The sequence below is a fragment of the Xanthomonas sp. WHRI 6108 genome, assembly GCF_040202385.2.
Classification (GTDB): Bacteria; Pseudomonadota; Gammaproteobacteria; order Xanthomonadales; family Xanthomonadaceae; genus Xanthomonas; species Xanthomonas arboricola.
This window is the reverse complement of sequence record NZ_CP168198.1, coordinates 1,803,857-1,819,277: the sequence shown is the minus strand read 5'-3', so window position 1 is coordinate 1,819,277 and position 15,421 is coordinate 1,803,857. Positions and strand designations below refer to the sequence as shown.

At 66.7% G+C, this 15,421-nt stretch carries 10 protein-coding genes; 2 read left to right on the top strand and 8 right to left on the bottom strand.

Going from position 1 to position 15,421, the window contains the following annotated elements:
* Positions 1 to 85: 85 nt before the first annotated feature.
* Positions 86 to 2,797: a DNA gyrase subunit A gene (gyrA, locus tag ABQ039_RS07890; protein ID WP_184434185.1), complete on the bottom strand. Its 2,712-nt coding sequence runs from the start codon at positions 2,795 to 2,797 to the stop codon at positions 86 to 88.
* A 209-nt stretch (positions 2,798 to 3,006) separates the two neighbouring features.
* Positions 3,007 to 4,071 carry an S-methyl-5-thioribose-1-phosphate isomerase gene (gene mtnA, locus ABQ039_RS07885; RefSeq protein ID WP_184380099.1) on the bottom strand — a complete coding sequence of 355 codons (1,065 nt, stop codon included), beginning with the start codon at positions 4,069 to 4,071 and terminating at the stop codon, positions 3,007 to 3,009.
* Positions 4,072 to 4,105: 34 nt separating this feature from the next.
* Between mtnA and ABQ039_RS07880 the strand changes: the two genes are divergently transcribed.
* Positions 4,106 to 4,330: a hypothetical protein gene (locus tag ABQ039_RS07880; RefSeq protein ID WP_184380097.1), complete on the top strand. Its 225-nt coding sequence runs from the start codon at positions 4,106 to 4,108 to the stop codon at positions 4,328 to 4,330.
* 244 nt (positions 4,331 to 4,574) lie between these two features.
* Here the strand turns inward: ABQ039_RS07880 and ABQ039_RS07875 are convergent, their stop codons facing one another.
* The 3 genes from ABQ039_RS07875 to ligA all read right to left on the bottom strand — a co-directional run bounded on the left by ABQ039_RS07875 (position 4,575) and on the right by ligA (position 8,878).
* A complete protein-coding gene (locus ABQ039_RS07875) occupies positions 4,575 to 5,261 on the bottom strand; it encodes a DUF3011 domain-containing protein (RefSeq protein WP_024939845.1) in 687 nt (228 codons plus the stop codon).
* A gap of 156 nt (positions 5,262 to 5,417) precedes the next feature.
* The gene (gene epmA / locus ABQ039_RS07870; RefSeq protein WP_184610722.1) at positions 5,418 to 6,380 is read right to left on the bottom strand and encodes an EF-P lysine aminoacylase EpmA; all 963 of its coding nucleotides are present in this window, start codon (positions 6,378 to 6,380) and stop codon (positions 5,418 to 5,420) included.
* A complete protein-coding gene (gene ligA, locus ABQ039_RS07865) occupies positions 6,377 to 8,878 on the bottom strand; it encodes an NAD-dependent DNA ligase LigA (protein ID WP_184610724.1) in 2,502 nt (833 codons plus the stop codon). Before ligA ends, epmA begins: the two co-directional genes overlap by 4 nt.
* Positions 8,879 to 9,054: 176 nt before the next feature.
* On the opposite strand from ligA, the gene ABQ039_RS07860 reads away from it, so the two are divergent.
* Positions 9,055 to 10,179, top strand: coding sequence for a pyridoxal phosphate-dependent aminotransferase (locus tag ABQ039_RS07860; RefSeq protein WP_184380091.1), 1,125 nt, complete (start codon positions 9,055 to 9,057; stop codon positions 10,177 to 10,179).
* A 201-nt stretch (positions 10,180 to 10,380) separates the two neighbouring features.
* Here ABQ039_RS07860 and ABQ039_RS07855 read toward each other — a convergent pair whose 3' ends face one another.
* The 3 genes from ABQ039_RS07855 to smc all read right to left on the bottom strand — a co-directional run bounded on the left by ABQ039_RS07855 (position 10,381) and on the right by smc (position 15,296).
* Positions 10,381 to 10,785, bottom strand: a complete 405-nt coding sequence (locus tag ABQ039_RS07855; RefSeq protein ID WP_184610726.1) for a hypothetical protein — start codon at positions 10,783 to 10,785, stop codon at positions 10,381 to 10,383.
* A gap of 219 nt (positions 10,786 to 11,004) precedes the next feature.
* Entirely contained in the window at positions 11,005 to 11,736 is a 732-nt protein-coding gene (gene zipA / locus ABQ039_RS07850; RefSeq protein ID WP_102584325.1) for a cell division protein ZipA, read from the bottom strand.
* A gap of 56 nt (positions 11,737 to 11,792) precedes the next feature.
* The gene (gene smc / locus ABQ039_RS07845) at positions 11,793 to 15,296 is read right to left on the bottom strand and encodes a chromosome segregation protein SMC (protein ID WP_184610727.1); all 3,504 of its coding nucleotides are present in this window, start codon (positions 15,294 to 15,296) and stop codon (positions 11,793 to 11,795) included.
* Positions 15,297 to 15,421: the final 125 nt, after the last annotated feature.

Sequence of the window (15,421 nt, the reverse complement as noted above, 5' to 3'; positions counted from 1 at the left end):
TGCGTTGCAGATGTCATCGCGTGCAATAAAAAACGCCGGCTGTGCGCCGGCGTTTTTCTTCAGCTGCGTTGCTCGGCAGGTGTGATCACGCTTCGGTCGGTGGCAGGTCGCCTGCACTTGCTGCCGGTGCAACCGCTGCATCGTCCAGCACGTCCTCGGCCTCATCCAGCGAGGCATCCAGGCGTTCGACCGCCTGCAGCTTTTCGCCCTTGGACAAGCGGATCAAGGTCACGCCCTGGGTATTGCGACCCACGCGCGAGATCTCCGAACCGCGGGTGCGCACCAGCGTACCGCCATCGGAAATCAGCAGCACTTCGTCGGTGGCGCCCAGCAGCACCGCACGCACCAGCTTGCCGTTGCGCTCGGTGGTCTGGATGCCGATCACGCCCTGCGTGCCGCGGCCCTTGCGCGGGTACTCGGTCAGCGGGGTGCGCTTGCCGTAGCCGTTCTCGGTGGCGGTGAGGATGTAGGCCATGTCGTCGCTCTCGGCGACGTCGATCACTTCCGCCTCGACACCGTCCATGCTCTCCACCACGTCCTCGACACCCTCGTCCTCGACATCGCCTTCGATGCCGCCGGCACGCTCGGCCACGATCAGGCTGACCACCTCTTCGCCCTTGGTCAGACGGATGCCGCGCACGCCGGTGGCGGTACGGCCCATCGAACGCACGGTGGATTCGCCAAAGCGCACGGTCTTGCCGTTGGAGGCGAACAGCAACACGTCGCGGTCGCCATCGGTCAAGGCCACACCGACCAGCGCATCACCCTCGTCGAGGTTGATCGCGATCTTGCCGCGTGCCAGGCGGAACGCGAATTCGCTCAGCGGGGTCTTCTTGACCGTGCCGTTGCGCGTGGCAAAGAACACATAGCGGTTGTCGGCGTATTCGCGCACCGGCAGCACCGCCTGCACACGCTCGCCGGGTTCCAGCGGAATCCAGTTGATGATCGGACGGCCACGCGCATTGGAGCCGGCCTCCGGCAACTGGTACACCGGCAGCCAGAACACCTTGCCGCTGCTGGTGAAGGTCAGCAGCGTGTCGTGCGTATTGACCAGCCACAGCTGGTCGATGAAATCCTCTTCCTTGGTCGCCGCCGCAGACCGGCCGCGGCCACCACGGCGCTGCGCACGATACGCGCTGACCGGCTGGCGCTTGGCATAGCCGGCATGCGAGAGCGTCACCACCACGTCTTCCGGCGAAATCAGGTCCAGGATGTCCAGATCTTCTTCGCTGTGACGGATCTCGGTGCGGCGTTCGTCGCCGTACTCCTCGCGGATGTTGATCAGCTCGTCGCGGATCACCTGCAGCAGCACGTCCGGGTTTTCCAGGATGCGGATCAGGCCCTGGATGACCTCGAGCAACTGCTTGTACTCGTCGGTCAGCTTTTCCTGCTCCAACCCGGTCAGGCGATGCAGGCGCATTTCCAGGATCTGCGAGGCCTGCACTTCACTGAGCTGATAGAAGCCGTTGGCCAGGCCCACGCCCGGGGCCAGATCTTCCGGCTTGGAGGCTTCGGCACCGGCGGCGCCCAGCAGCGCACCGACCAGACCCGGTTCCCAGGTCTTGGCCAGCATGCGCTCGCGCGCTTCCTGCGGGTTGGCCGAGGTCTTGATCAGCTCGATCATCTCGTCGATGTTGGCCAACGCGACGGTCAGGCCTTCCAGCACGTGCGCACGCGCACGCGCCTTGCGCAGTTCAAAGATGGTGCGGCGGGTGACCACTTCGCGGCGGTGGCGGATGAACGCCTGCAGCATCTGCTTGAGGTTCATCAACTGCGGGCGGCCGTCGATCAGCGCCACCATGTTGATACCGAACACCGACTCCATCTGGGTCTGCTGATACAGGTTGTTGAGCACAACCTCGGCCGACTCGCCGCGCTTGACCTCGATGTAGATGCGCATGCCGTCCTTGTCGGACTCGTCGCGCAGCTCGCTGATGCCTTCGAGCTTCTTTTCCTTGACCAGCTCGGCGATCTTCTCGATCAGCCGCGCCTTGTTCACCTGATACGGAATCTCGGTGACGATGATCGCTTCACGGCCGTTGTCGGCCACTTCCACATCGGCCTTGGCGCGCATGCGCACGCGGCCACGGCCGGTGCGGTAACCGGCAGCGATGCCGGCGGTGCCATTGATGATGCCGGCGGTGGGGAAATCCGGGCCGGGGATGTATTCCATCAGGCCTTCGACATCCAGCTCCGGCGTGTCGATCAAGGCGATGCAGGCGTTGATCGCCTCGGTCAGATTGTGCGGCGGGATATTGGTGGCCATGCCCACCGCGATACCGGCCGAGCCGTTGACCAGCAGGCTCGGGAACCGGGTCGGCATGACCGTCGGTTCCTGTTCCTTTTCGTCGTAATTGGGCTGGAAATCGACGGTTTCCTTGTCGATGTCGGCCATCAGCTCATGCGCCAGCCGCGACATGCGCGACTCGGTGTAACGCATCGCCGCGGCGGAGTCGCCATCGACCGAACCGAAGTTACCCTGGCCGTCCACCATCATGTAGCGCAGCGAGAACGGCTGCGCCATGCGCACCAGCGTGTCGTACACCGACTGGTCGCCGTGCGGGTGGTATTTACCGATGACGTCGCCGACGATACGCGCCGACTTGAAGTAGGCCTTGTTGCTGTGTGCGCCCAGCTCGTGCATGGCGTACAGGACGCGACGGTGCACGGGTTTGAGGCCATCACGGGCATCGGGGAGTGCGCGGCCAACGATCACGCTCATCGCGTAATCGAGATAGCTCTTGCGCATCTCGTCTTCCAGATTGACCTGGATGATTTCCTTGGCGGTTTCTGCCATTCGGGTTCCGTAAGTGAGGTGGCGGGCGAGCCGGAAAGCCGCGTCGGGGGCGCCCTGACAACAGGCTGCCGACCCCACGCTCCCGCCGATCGATTCAAGCCCCGGATTGTATCACGAAGGGGCACCACGATGCCGCCGGTTTACCGGCCAGAAACAAGCACTTGCAGGATTTTGGCGGGGCGATGCGGCGATAGTGCGCCGCACTGGCCTCAGCCGCCGAACGCCGCCTGCATGCGCGCCAGGTCCGGCTGCGCGATCACCCCGCGTTCGGTGACGATCGCATCGATCAGGCTGCCGGGGGTGACATCGAACACCGGGTTCCAGGCGTTGATGCCATCGGCCACCGTGCGCACGCCGCCGACCCCGAACAATTCGCCCGGGTCGCGCTGCTCGATCTCGATCTGATCGCCGCTGGCGGTGTCCATGTCCACCGTGGACGACGGTGCCACCACCATGAACTTGACGCCGTGGTGGCGCGCGGCGATCGCCAGCTGATAGGTGCCGATCTTGTTGGCGGTATCGCCGTTGGCACAGATGCGGTCGGCGCCGACGATGACCCACTGCACCAGCCCGGACTTCATCAGATGCGCGGCGGCCGAATCGGCGATCAGGGTCGCGTCGATGCCATCCTGCTGCAGCTCCCACACGGTCAGGCGCGCGCCCTGCAACCACGGCCGGGTCTCGCCGGCAAACACCTTGGCGATGCGCTGCTGCGCCATGCCGGCACGGATCACGCCCAGCGCGGTGCCGAAACCGGCGGTGGCCAGCGAACCGGTATTGCAATGGGTCAACACGCCGCTGCCGGTCTCGATCAACGATGCACCCAGCGCGCCCATATGCCGGTTGGCCGCCAGGTCTTCGTCGGCGATGGCCTGCGCCTCGCGCGCGATCACCTCGCGCCAGTCGGCGCCGGCAGCGCCCAGCACGCGACGCATGCGCATCAGCGCCCAGGCCAGGTTGACCGCGGTCGGACGCGCGGCATTGAGCCGCAACAGCGCCGGTTCGAGCTTCTGCAGGGCCGCACTGCCGTCGTCGGCAGCGACGTCGCGCGCGGCCAGCACCACGCCCCACCCGGCCGCAATGCCGATCGCCGGCGCGCCGCGTACGGCCAGCGAATGGATCGCCTCGGCCACGGCGTCGCTGCTGTCGCAACGCACATGCTCGACCACGAAGGGCAGCTTGCGCTGGTCGAGCAGTTCCAGGGCATCGCCCGTCCACAGCAGCGGGCGGATATGGTCGTAGCGGGCGTAATCGATATGGGCGCTGTCGTTCATCCGGACATTGTAAGGCGCCCGGGCAGCCCAGTCAGTGGCCGCATCGCTCGGCCCGCCGGCGATGCCGCAAACCGAACTGGTCGAGTGCGCGGTGCCCGCACCGCGCCAGAACGTTGGCCGGCCGCTTCTTGGAAGCCCGTTGCGCAGCCTGCGCGAGGCGGATGAGAAGTTGGCAGGTGGCGTGTTGAACGCCTTTCAGTTGCCGGGCTTGCAATGGCAAGGCAAAGAGAAGCTGGCCGACGCACAGTGCTCCAACTAGCGCACGTCATGCCCAGCTTGCACCATGCACACCGACCATCCCGACGGGTCCTTGCCCGCCTACCGTCGCGGGACCTTACGCGGCATGGATGCCGCGTAAGAGCCTACAAGGACGTACTTGCAGCGTGTCCCGCGATGGTGGGCAGGCAAGGGCCCCGCGGCCAAGCCGCAGATCGCCCGCTCCACACGCGACGCATCCGCACCCCGTTAAATCACATCTCAGGACAACCGAAAGCTTGAGCGTCTCAGTCGACGATGAACTCGGCGCGGCAGCCGTCGTTGACCCACACGCCGTCGCGGCTCCAGCCCCAGGTCTGGCCTTCCACGCATTCCTTCTTGGAGATCTGCCGGCCTACCCGCACCTGGCGCTCCACCGAGATCCCGCAGGTGCGGCGTGCGCCCTTCTTCGATTCGCAGGTCACCATGCGAGGCATGGCCACGAACCCGGAACCGTCCTCGGCAGCGACCTCGAATTCGCCATCGCAGCCGCGCGAGACCCAGATTTCGTTACGGCGCGCACCCCAGCTGCGGCCTTCCTTGCACGGCCACACCGAGCGCTGGCGCAGCAGGCGCACAGGCGCACCACGCAGCACCACCGGGCATACCACCTTGCCGCCGTTGGAATCGCAGCGCACCACGCGGCGCATCTGCGGAGCGCTCAGCGCCCGTGCGGTCGCAAACTCTGCACGGCAGCCCTGTTCGACCCAGACGCCACCGCGTTCGATGTCCCACTCGCTGCCACGGATGCAACTGGTCTCGGACAGCTGGCGTACCAGCTGGACGCCGTGCTCGGTATCCATCGCACAATGCACGCGCGCCATGTCCTTGGACTCGCAGCGCACCACGCCGGCGGCGCGATCCGCTGCACGCGCATCGGCCAGCATCAGCAGCGGCAAGCACCACAAACCGCATAAGCTGATCAGCCACTTCATGCCGACAATCCTCACCCAAACACACTCTGCGCCGCGCCCCCGTGGACGCCACGATGAGAGCATCATCGATGTGAAGATAGCAATACGGTGGCGATGACAGCGGGATGGCAACCGGCGCGCGCCCGGTGCCGCGCAGACACTGGGTACCGCCGTGGGTCAGGCGCGGGCGAAGGCGAAGGCCAGCACATCGGCAATCTGCGTGGTGCCGCGCATGGCCATCAACAGCCGGTCCACACCGACCGCCACCCCCGCACAATCGGGCAGTTGCGACAACACCGCCAGCAGCCGCTCATCCACCGGCAGCTGCGGCAATCCGCGCGCCGCACGCACCGCGTTATCGCGCATGAAACGCGCCCGCTGCTCCTGCGCATCGTTGAGCTCGTGGTACCCGTTTGCGACCTCGTAGGCGCCCAGATACAGCTCGAAGCGCTCGGCCAACGGCGGCTCGTCGGGGCGGATGCGCGCCAACGCGCACTGGCTGGCAGGCCAGTCGTGCACCACGGTCAGCGTGTCGCTGGCAAAGCCCGGCTGGAGGCGATGGGTCATCAGCAGATCCAGCCAGTCGTCGCGGGTCAGGCCATCCGGATCGATGGCGATGTCGTGTAGCGGTGCGCGCAGCGTTTCGATCGGATCGTGCAACGGGTCGATGCCCAGCGCCTGCACGAACAGCGCGCGATAGCTCAGCACCTGCACCTGCGCCTGGCGCCCGACCAGCGCAAGCGCGCGGCGCACCAACTCAACGGTCTCCTGCGCCAGGGCGCGATCGTCCCAGCCCACCCGGTACCACTCGAGCATGCTGAACTCGGGATTGTGGCGGCCGCCGGCCTCGCCATTGCGGAACACCCGACCCAGCTCGTAGCAATCGCCCACCCCGGCCGCCAGCAGCCGCTTGAGCGGATATTCCGGCGAGGTGCGCAACCAGCGCACCGGCGCGCCGGCATCGACATGGCCGCTGAAGCGCGTGCTGAAACTGTCGATATTCGGCTCGGTGTTGCCAGCCTCCGACAGCACCGGCGTCTCCACTTCCAGCACGTCGCGCTCGGCGAAGAAAGCGCGGATCAGCGCGTTGAGCCGCGCGCGCAACCGCAACGCGTCCAGATCGACCTGCATCGCGCTCATGGTTGCTGGCCGTGCTCGTCGAGGAAGGCCAGCAAGCGCACCTCGTCCCAGATCTCCACGCCCAGCGACTGCGCCTTGTCCAGCTTTGACCCGGCTTCTTCGCCGGCCACCAGAAACGCGGTTTTCTTGGAGACGCTGCCGGCGACCTTGGCGCCCAGCGCTTCCAGCCGTTGCTTGGCCGCATCGCGGGTGAGCGCGGCCAGGGTCCCGGTGATCACCACGCTCTGGCCGTCGAGCGGGCCGGTTTGCAGCGCGTCGGCGTCGGGCAGACGCGACAGCACCGTTTCCATCGCCTGCTGCGCAGCGCTTGCCAAGGCCGCATTTTCCGGCCGCTCCAGCCATTGCAGCAGCGACGCCACCACCGGCGCGGGAACGCCGGCCTGTAACAAGGCATCGGACCCGGCGCTGCGCAGCGCATCGAACGAGGCCACCGCGGCAGCCAGCTGCTGCGCACGCACCGGCGTCACCTTGGGGATATCCATGTCCTGCAGCACGCTGGCAAAGCTCAGCGCCTCGCGCAGTTTAGGTGATGGCGGATGCGCATCGCCGATGCGCACGCCACGCTGCAGCAGGTCGTCGATGGCCTGCTGATTGCCGGGCTGGTCGAAGAAGTGCCCGAGCGAGCGCGCCACCTCGCCACCGATGTCGGGCACGCGCTTGAACAGCGGCCACGGCAGATGGCGGATCAGCTCCAGATCACCGAACCACGCCGACAAGGCCTTGGCGGTGCTCTCGCCGACATGCTCGATGCCGAGCGCAAACAGGAAACGCTCCAGCGTGGTATCGCGCGATTGCTCGATCGCCTCGATCAGGTTTTCCGCCCACTTGGTGGCGATCTTTTTGCGGTTCCAGTCGAACGCCGGCAGCCCGGCGCGCAACAGATCGGCCTGCCAGGTGTGCGGCGCCTCGCGCTCGCCGGCCAGGTCCACACCGATGCCGACCACGGTGTTCTCCAGCTGGCCGTACGCACCGCTGGCCAGGTGCTCGCGCGCCTCGCGCAGGAATGCGTGCGGGCTTTCGGCGGTGCTGATCATGCGCAATTGCAGCAGCTGGTCCACGTTGAGCAGATACAGATCGGCCACGCCCTGCACCACGCCGCTGTCGACCAGCACCTCGATGAATTTTTCGCCCAGGCCATCGACATCCATCGCGCGGCGCGAGACGAAATGCCGGAACGCTTCCTTGCGCTGCGCCGAGCAGGTCAGCTCGCCGGAGCAGCGCCACACCGCCTCGCCTTCCTCGCGCACGATCTCCGACCCGCAGACCGGGCAGTGCGTGGGCATCTGCCATGGCTGGGTGCCGGGCGGCCGTTGCTCGGCAACCACGCCGGCCACTTCGGGAATCACATCGCCGGCACGCCGCACGATCACCGTATCGCCCACGCGCACATCCAGCCGCGCGATCTGGTCGGCGTTGTGCAGCGTGGCGTTGGTGACGATGACCCCGGCCACATGCACCGGCTTGAGCCGCGCCACCGGCGTGGCCGCACCGGTACGGCCAATCTGGATCTCGATCGCCTCCACCGTGGTGGACTGCTCCTGCGCCGGGAACTTGTGCGCGATCGCCCAGCGCGGCGCGCGCGAGACAAAGCCCATCTCGCGCTGCCCGGCCAGATCGTCGAGTTTGTAGACCACGCCGTCGATATCGAAGGGCAAGCCGTCGCGCGCCTCACCGATGCGTTGGTAGTACGCCAACAGGCCGTCGCTACCCTGCACCACCTCGACCAGGGCGCTGACCGGGAAACCCCATGCGCGCAACTGCGCCAGGATCGCCGAATGCGTCTGCGGCAACGCACCTTCACTCACTTCGCCCACGCCATACGCAAAGAAACTCAGCGGGCGCTGCGCCGTGATGCGCGCATCCAACTGACGCAGCGAGCCTGCAGCGCCATTGCGCGGATTGGCCAGCACCTTGCCGCCCTGCAGGCGCATCTGCGCGTTGTAGGTCTCGAAGGCGGCGCGCGGCATGTACACCTCGCCGCGCACCTCCAGTACCTGCGGCCAGCCTTCACCACGCAGGCGCAGCGGAATCGCCTTGACGGTGCGCAGATTGGCGCTGACATCCTCACCGGTGGCGCCGTCGCCCCGCGTTGCGCCCTGCACGAACTCGCCGTTTTCGTAGCGCAGGCTGATCGCCAGGCCATCGAGCTTGGGCTCGGCCGAGAACAGCGGCTGCTTCACCTCCAGCCGCTCGCTGATCCGCCGTACGAACTCGGTCACTTCCTCGTCGCTGAAGGCATTGCCCAACGACAGCATCGGCAGGGCATGGCGCACTTCGGCAAAGCGCGACGCGGCCAGGTGGCCGACGCGCTGGGTCGGCGAATCGGCGCTGGCCAGCTCCGGGTGCGCCGCCTCCAGAGCCTCAAGTTCACGCATCAGGCGGTCGTAGTCGACGTCGGCCATCTGCGGCTCGTCGAGCACGTGATAGCGGTAGTTGGCGTCCTCGATACGATGACGCAGGGCGTCGATGCGCTGAGCGGGATCCGGGCTGACAGTCATACGATCGCTGGGCTGGCTCTGGGCCGCCCATTCTAACGGGCCGTGCCGGTGTGCAAGTGCTGCCCGACCGCCGACCAAACCGCGCGACAGCGAGCCCGGCAGCGATTTCCCGATAGGCAGACAGGCACAAACCCGCTAGCGTGGCGCCCTCTTTGCCTGCTCGCCTGGAGCTCACCGTGCCGTTGCCCGTTTCGCGCCGTTCGTTTCTCAGCCTTGCCAGCGTTGGCGTGGCGATCTCCGCACTGGGACTGGCACCCGCGGCCGAGGCAGCCCGCAAGCGTGCCGCTGCGCCGGCCAAGCCCGGTGTGGCGCCGGCAGCGGGCGCGGTGTTTCTCAATCTCAACGAGCATCCGCTCGGCCCCTCGCCCGCCGCACTGGACGCGGCAACGCGCTCGCTGGCACGTGCGGGCCGCTATCAGTTCGAGATGGAGCAGGACCTGCGCAACCTGATGACCGGCGAGCTGCAACTGCCCGGCGATCATCTGGCGTTCTTTCCCGGCTCCAGGGACGCACTGCTGCGTGCCGGCAGCCTGTTCACCTCGGCACGTGCCGGGCTGGTGGTGGCCGACCCGAGCTTCGACCCGATCATCGACAGCGCCACCGCCCGCGGCGTGCCGGTACGCAAGGTGCCGCTGCGGGCCGATGGCGCGCACGACGTCAAGGCGATGGCCAAGGCCGACCCGTCCGCCGGCCTGATCTACCTGTGCAACCCCGGCAACGCCAGCGGCGCCATCACCCCGCGCGCCGACATCGAGTGGCTGCTGGCCAACAAGCCGGCTAGCGCAGTGCTGGTGGTCGACGAGGCGTATATCCACTACAGCAACGAGCCGTCCATGGCGGACCTGGTGCGCCAGCGCCAGGACCTGATCGTGCTGCGCAGCTTCTCCAAGCTCTACGGCATGGCTGGCCTGCGCCTGGGCGCCGCGCTGGCGCCGCCGGGGCTGCAGACCAAGCTCGCCAGCCTGGGCAGCAACCCGTTGTCGGTACCGGCAATGGCCGCCGGCATCGCCAGCCTGCGCGACCCGCAGCTGGTGCAGACCCGCCGCGCGGAGAACGCCCGCGTGCGCGACGACACCATCGCCTGGCTCAAGAGCAAGGGCTACACCTGCCTGCCCACGCAGGCCAATTGCCTCCTGCTCGACGTCAAGCGCGACGCTGGCGTGTTCGCCGATTCGATGCAGAAACAGGGCGTCATCGTCGGCCGCAGCTGGCCGATCTGGCCCAAGCGCGTGCGCGTGAGCGTCGGCACCGAGGCGGAGATGCTGCGCTTTCGCGAGGCGTTTACCAAGGCCAAGCGCTGATCGCCAAGCACAGAATGGCCATCCCTTCTCCCCTCGGGAGAAGGTGCCCCGAAGCGGCGGATGAGGGTGCGCCTCGGAGATCTGCCATCACCTGTAATGACAAACGCGTCGCCACGCGCCGTCAGACCTGAATCACCGACTGCTCCACTGCTTCGCCTCCGTACCCTCACCCCTCTCTCGCCGGCGAGGGGCGTTGATTTCCTATCGCGCGGGAGTTGAAAGAGGCGCGGCAGCATTCGGACGCAGCACACGCCGGATCCACACGTAGCTGAGCGCAAACGTCAGCGCCATCGACACCGCAATCCACACCAGGAGCTGGCGCATCATCGGCGGGCCCTGAAAGATACGTGCGTAGTAGCTTGCATCCAACAGCGCGATCGCATGCGGCAGGAAGACAGTGACGATAGGCGTTGGCACTGGCGCAACCAGCAGCGTCACCGCAACAGCAAACCCGATCGAGCTCCATTGCGCGCGACCTGGACTTGTCGACGCGCCTTTGCGCAAACGCAGCGCAATGCGCGACGCCAGCCATAGCAGCGGTGCGGCCAGGATGGCCCACACCGCCAGCAACATCAGCACCGCCAGCGCGCCCTGCAAGCTCCACATCATTCACCTCACGCTAGAACGCGTCCTGCGGCAGGTCGCGACTCAGACTGCGTATGGATGACTCGCGGTCGGGATGGCTCACGGTCAATGGCTCGCAATCACTGGCTCAGCGACGCTCGATCACCAGCGGTGCGCAATCACCACTGACGCACATCACCACTGACGCACATCACCACTGACGCGCATCACCAGCAGCGCGCACTTAAAAGCAATACGCACTCACCAGCGCGGCGACTTGGTCAGCGGCGGTGCCTGGTGCTGGCGATCGTAGGCGCGCAGTTCGTCGCGGATATGCGCCACGCGCTGGCGGCCCAGCGCATTGCGGCTGTCGTCCAGCACCACGCCGTCGAGCAGTTCGGCCATGCGCTGCACGGTCGGCAGCATCTTTTCCCAGGCATCCAGTGCGGTCATCGGCGCTGGCAAGGTGAGGAAGAACGCAATCGCCGGGGTCTGCATCTCGCGGATGTTGGCCATGTCGAAGCTGCCGGGCTTGAGGATGCTGGCCATGCTGAAGATCGGCCCGCGCTCCGGATGCCCTTCCACCAAACGGTGGAAGACATTCATGTGACCGAACACCAGCCCGGTCTTCTCCGCAGCGACCACCACGTCTTCGCCGCGCAGCACCTGGCCGGCCTTGGCGGCCACGAACAGCGAGACGATCTTGTCGAAATCCTGGTTGGGCCGCTTGCCGACATCGTTGCCGCCGGCCGCATCGGCATCGTCCAGGTTCAGTTCGCTTTGCTCGGCGCCTTCATTGCGCTCGAACGGGTCGCCCTCCACGCCAGGCTCGCTGGAGATCACCGGCTCGCGGCGCTCGCGCGGTTGCCCGTCGTCCTTGTCGACCCGGCGCCCTTGCGGCGATTTTTTCGGGCGACCAAACAGGAAGATGGCCGCGACCAGCAGCAGTCCAGCGATCAGGATCCCGATCCGGATCATGGCCATGTCGGACATTCAGCGTGCCTCCGCATAAGAGTGACAGGTGTCGATATTCCGACAAGCATGGCACGTCATGCCGCACCCGCCAAACGTGCGGCCTCTTCCAGGTCCACGCTGACCAGGCGACTGACACCCGGCTCGCGCATAGTCACGCCGGAAAGCTGGCGCGCAGCTTCCATCGTCGCCTTGTTATGGCTGACGAACAGGAACTGCACCTTCTCGCTCATTTCCCGCACCATATTGGCCAGGCGGCCGACATTGGCTTCGTCCAGCGGCGCGTCCACCTCGTCGAGCAGGCAGAACGGCGCGGGATTGAGCTGGAAGATCGCAAACACCAGCGCCACCGCGGTCATCGCCTTCTCGCCACCGGACAGCAGCGAGATGCTGGACACGCGCTTGCCCGGCGGGCGCGCCATGATGGTCACGCCGGTATCGAGCAGATCTTCGCCGGTGAGCTCCAGATAGGCGTGGCCACCGCCGAACAGGCGCGGATACAGCGCCTGGACGCCGGAATTGACCCGGTCGAAGGTGTCCTTGAAGCGGCCGCGGGTTTCGCGGTCGATCTTGCGGATCGCCTCTTCCAGCGTCTCCAGTGCGGTGTTGAGATCCAGATTCTGCGCATCCAGATATTCCGAACGCTGCGCCGCTTCGCCGTACTCCTGGATCGCGGCCAGGTTGACCGGTTCCAGCCGCCGCATGCGGCCGTCGATCTGGCCGACCGCCGCTTCCCACTCGGCCACGTTCGCGGCTTCCGGCAACCCATTGACGACGTCTTCGAGCACAAAGCCGGCTTTCACCACGGCGGCCTCCAGTTGCTCTGCGCTGAGCACCAGCGCCTGCTGATCGAGCTTGCGCTGCGAGATGCGCTCGCGCTGGGCCAGCGCCTGTTCGTCGCGCTGCTGGCGGGTCTGCTCATAGCTGCGCAGCTCGCCATCGATGCTCTCGAGCATGGTGCGCGCTTCGCTCAGCACACGCTCGGTGCGTACACGCTCGCTCAACGCGGCCTGGTGCTCGTGCTCCAGCGTTTCCACCGGCGAGTCGCCGTCGCTGAGCTGGGCGACCAGGTCCTCCAGACGCGTATCGAGCTGGCCGCGCTGGCTGTCCATGCGCTCCAGCGTCTGGCTCAGGGAGGTGATCTGGGTGCGTTGCGATTCCAGCGTCAGCGCCAATGCATGCATCGCATCGCGCACGCCACGTGCGGCATCGCGGGCCTGATCGCGCGCATCGGTGAGCTGACGGCGTTCGTTCTCCAGCGCCTCGCGCGTGCCTTGCAGGTCGCCCATCAGGGTCACCGCGTCTTCGAGCTTGGCGCGTGCCTCGCGTGCCTGCTCGCGGCTGGTGTCCAGCGTTTCCAGCAGCTGCGACAATTCGTTTTCGATGCGTTCGATGCGCGTGCGCGCGGCATCGACCTTGCCCTGCTGGCTCTGCAGCTGGCCGGCCAGCTCGGACACGCTGCGGTGCGCCATGTACAACTGGCGCTGCGCATCTTCGCGTTGCTGCTCGGCCGCCAGCAGTTGCTCGCGGAAGCTACCCAGGCGCTGCTCGAGTTCGGCCTCGCGCTCCTGCAGCATTTCGATCTGCGCACGCAGCTCCTGGATCTCGCGCTCGCGCAGCAAGGCGCCCTGCTTGGCGGCACCGGAGCGCGACACCCGCACCCAGCCCTCGCCCAGTCGCTCGCCGCTGCGGGTGATGACCGAATCGCCTTCGGGCAGGCTGCGCTGCAGCGTGCGCGCGGCGTCCAGATCCTCGGCCGCGTGCAGGCGCGCGAGCAGGCGACGGATCGCGATCGGCCCCTGCACCTTGGCCGCCAGCGAGGTCGGCGCGAAGCTCGCGTTGTCGCTGGCACCGGACACCAGCGCGATGCGGCCCTCGCCCAATTCGCCCAGCGCATCGACCAGTTGTTCCGGCGCATCCACCAGCACGCCTTCGATCAACTGCCCCAACGCGCCTTCCACCGCGTTTTCCCAGCCGCTTTCGACCGTGATGCGCTCGCCGACACGTGCGGCAGAATCCAGCCCGCGTGACTTCAGCCACGCCACTGCGGCGCCCTGCTCCTGGCCGAGTGCGGCCTGCTGCAGGGTTTCCAGCGACGACAGCCGGCCACGCGCAGCCTGCGCCTGCTTGCGCACGTCGGCCAGTTCGCCCTGGCTGGCGCGCTGTTGTTCCTGTAGCCCGCCGAGCGCGTGCTTGCGCGCTTCGACCTGCTCGGTCAGCCCGTCCAGCGAGGTCTTCTGGGTTTCGTGGCGCAGCTCGATCTGCTCGAACGCCTCGGCCAGCGCATCCAGGTCCAGCCCGGCGCGCTCGTTGACCAGCGCTTCGCGGCGGCGCTCGGCCTCCAGCGACTGGCGATCGAGATAATCGACGCGCGTGCGCTCCACTTCGCCGGCACGCGAGGCTTCGCCGGTGTCGCGATTATGGGTTTCCCAGCGCTGCTGCCAGTCGGCCAGACGCGCTTCGGCCTCGCGTAGCGACTCCTGGCGGAATTCGTGGTCTTCGCGCAGCTGTTCCAGTTGCGGTTCGGCAGCGTCCACCGCCTCGCGCAACACCGCCAGCCTGGCCGAATCGCCGCTGATGTGCTGGGTCAGCTCCTGCAACTGGCTCTGCGCCTCGTCGCGCGCCTTGTGCAGGCGATGCGAGAGTTCGCGCTGATGCTGGATCTGCTGCTCGATGCGCGCCAGCGCACCACCGACCTGATAGACATCGGCCTGCGCCTTGGCCACCGCTTCGGCGGCTTCCTCGCGACGCGCGCGCCCGGTTTCGATCCGCGCCTCGGCATCGCGCTGTTCGGCGATCAATTGCTGCAGCCGGGTCTCTTCCTGATTCAGTTTTTCGCGCAGGCCCTGCAGCCGGCCATCCAGGCCGCGGTACTCCAGCGCCTTCCACTCGGCGTCCTTGATCCGGCGCTCTTCCTGCAAGGCCTGATACTGCTCGGCCTGGCGCGCCTGGCGCTGCAGATGCGCCAGCTGCTTGGTGATCTCTTCGCGCAGGTCGCCCAGGCGATCGAGGTTCTCGCGGGTATGCCGGATGCGCGTTTCGGTTTCTTTGCGGCGCTCCTTGTACTTGGAAATGCCGGCGGCTTCTTCCAGGTACACGCGCAGGTCTTCCGGGCGCGCCTCGATGATCTGGCTGATCATGCCCTGCTCGATGATCGAGTAGCTGCGCGGCCCCAGGCCGGTGCCCAGGAACAGGTCGGTGATGTCGCGGCGCCGGCACTTGGTGCCGTTGAGATAGTAGGCGCTGTTGCCGTCGCGGCTGACCAGGCGCTTGACCGAGATCTCGTTGAACGAGGCGAACTCGCCGCTGATGGTGTGATCGGAATTGTCGAAGATCAGCTCCACCGTCGCCTGCGACACCGGCTTGCGCGCCGAGGAGCCGGAGAAGATCACGTCGGTCAGCGAGTCGCCACGCAGGCGGCTGGCCGAACTTTCGCCCATCACCCAGCGCACCGCGTCGATGATGTTGGACTTGCCGCAGCCATTGGGACCGACGATGCCGGTCATGTTGGTGGGCAGGTGCAACGTGGTCGGGTCGACGAACGACTTGAAACCGGACAGTTTGATCGTGGACAGGCGCATGGGACTGAAGGTTCCGGGCACCGCACGGGCGGGGCCGGCAGGCGCTTTTTCCTGTGAAGCCGCCCCTAAGCCCTTGATCCACAAGATCTATGGGCCGTGGAACCGGCAATGGAGCATGAGTATAG

What these genes read in the sequence shown, in the direction of transcription:
- gyrA (WP_184434185.1), bottom strand. Translation starts at nt 2,797, where the DNA reads ATGGCAGAAACCGCCAAGGAAATCATCCAGGTCAATCTGGAAGACGAG.
- mtnA (WP_184380099.1), bottom strand. Translation starts at nt 4,071, where the DNA reads ATGAACGACAGCGCCCATATCGATTACGCCCGCTACGACCATATCCGC.
- ABQ039_RS07875 (WP_024939845.1), bottom strand. Translation starts at nt 5,261, where the DNA reads ATGAAGTGGCTGATCAGCTTATGCGGTTTGTGGTGCTTGCCGCTGCTG.
- epmA (WP_184610722.1), bottom strand. Translation starts at nt 6,380, where the DNA reads ATGAGCGCGATGCAGGTCGATCTGGACGCGTTGCGGTTGCGCGCGCGG.
- ligA (WP_184610724.1), bottom strand. Translation starts at nt 8,878, where the DNA reads ATGACTGTCAGCCCGGATCCCGCTCAGCGCATCGACGCCCTGCGTCAT.
- ABQ039_RS07855 (WP_184610726.1), bottom strand. Translation starts at nt 10,785, where the DNA reads ATGTGGAGCTTGCAGGGCGCGCTGGCGGTGCTGATGTTGCTGGCGGTG.
- zipA (WP_102584325.1), bottom strand. Translation starts at nt 11,736, where the DNA reads ATGTCCGACATGGCCATGATCCGGATCGGGATCCTGATCGCTGGACTG.
- smc (WP_184610727.1), bottom strand. Translation starts at nt 15,296, where the DNA reads ATGCGCCTGTCCACGATCAAACTGTCCGGTTTCAAGTCGTTCGTCGAC.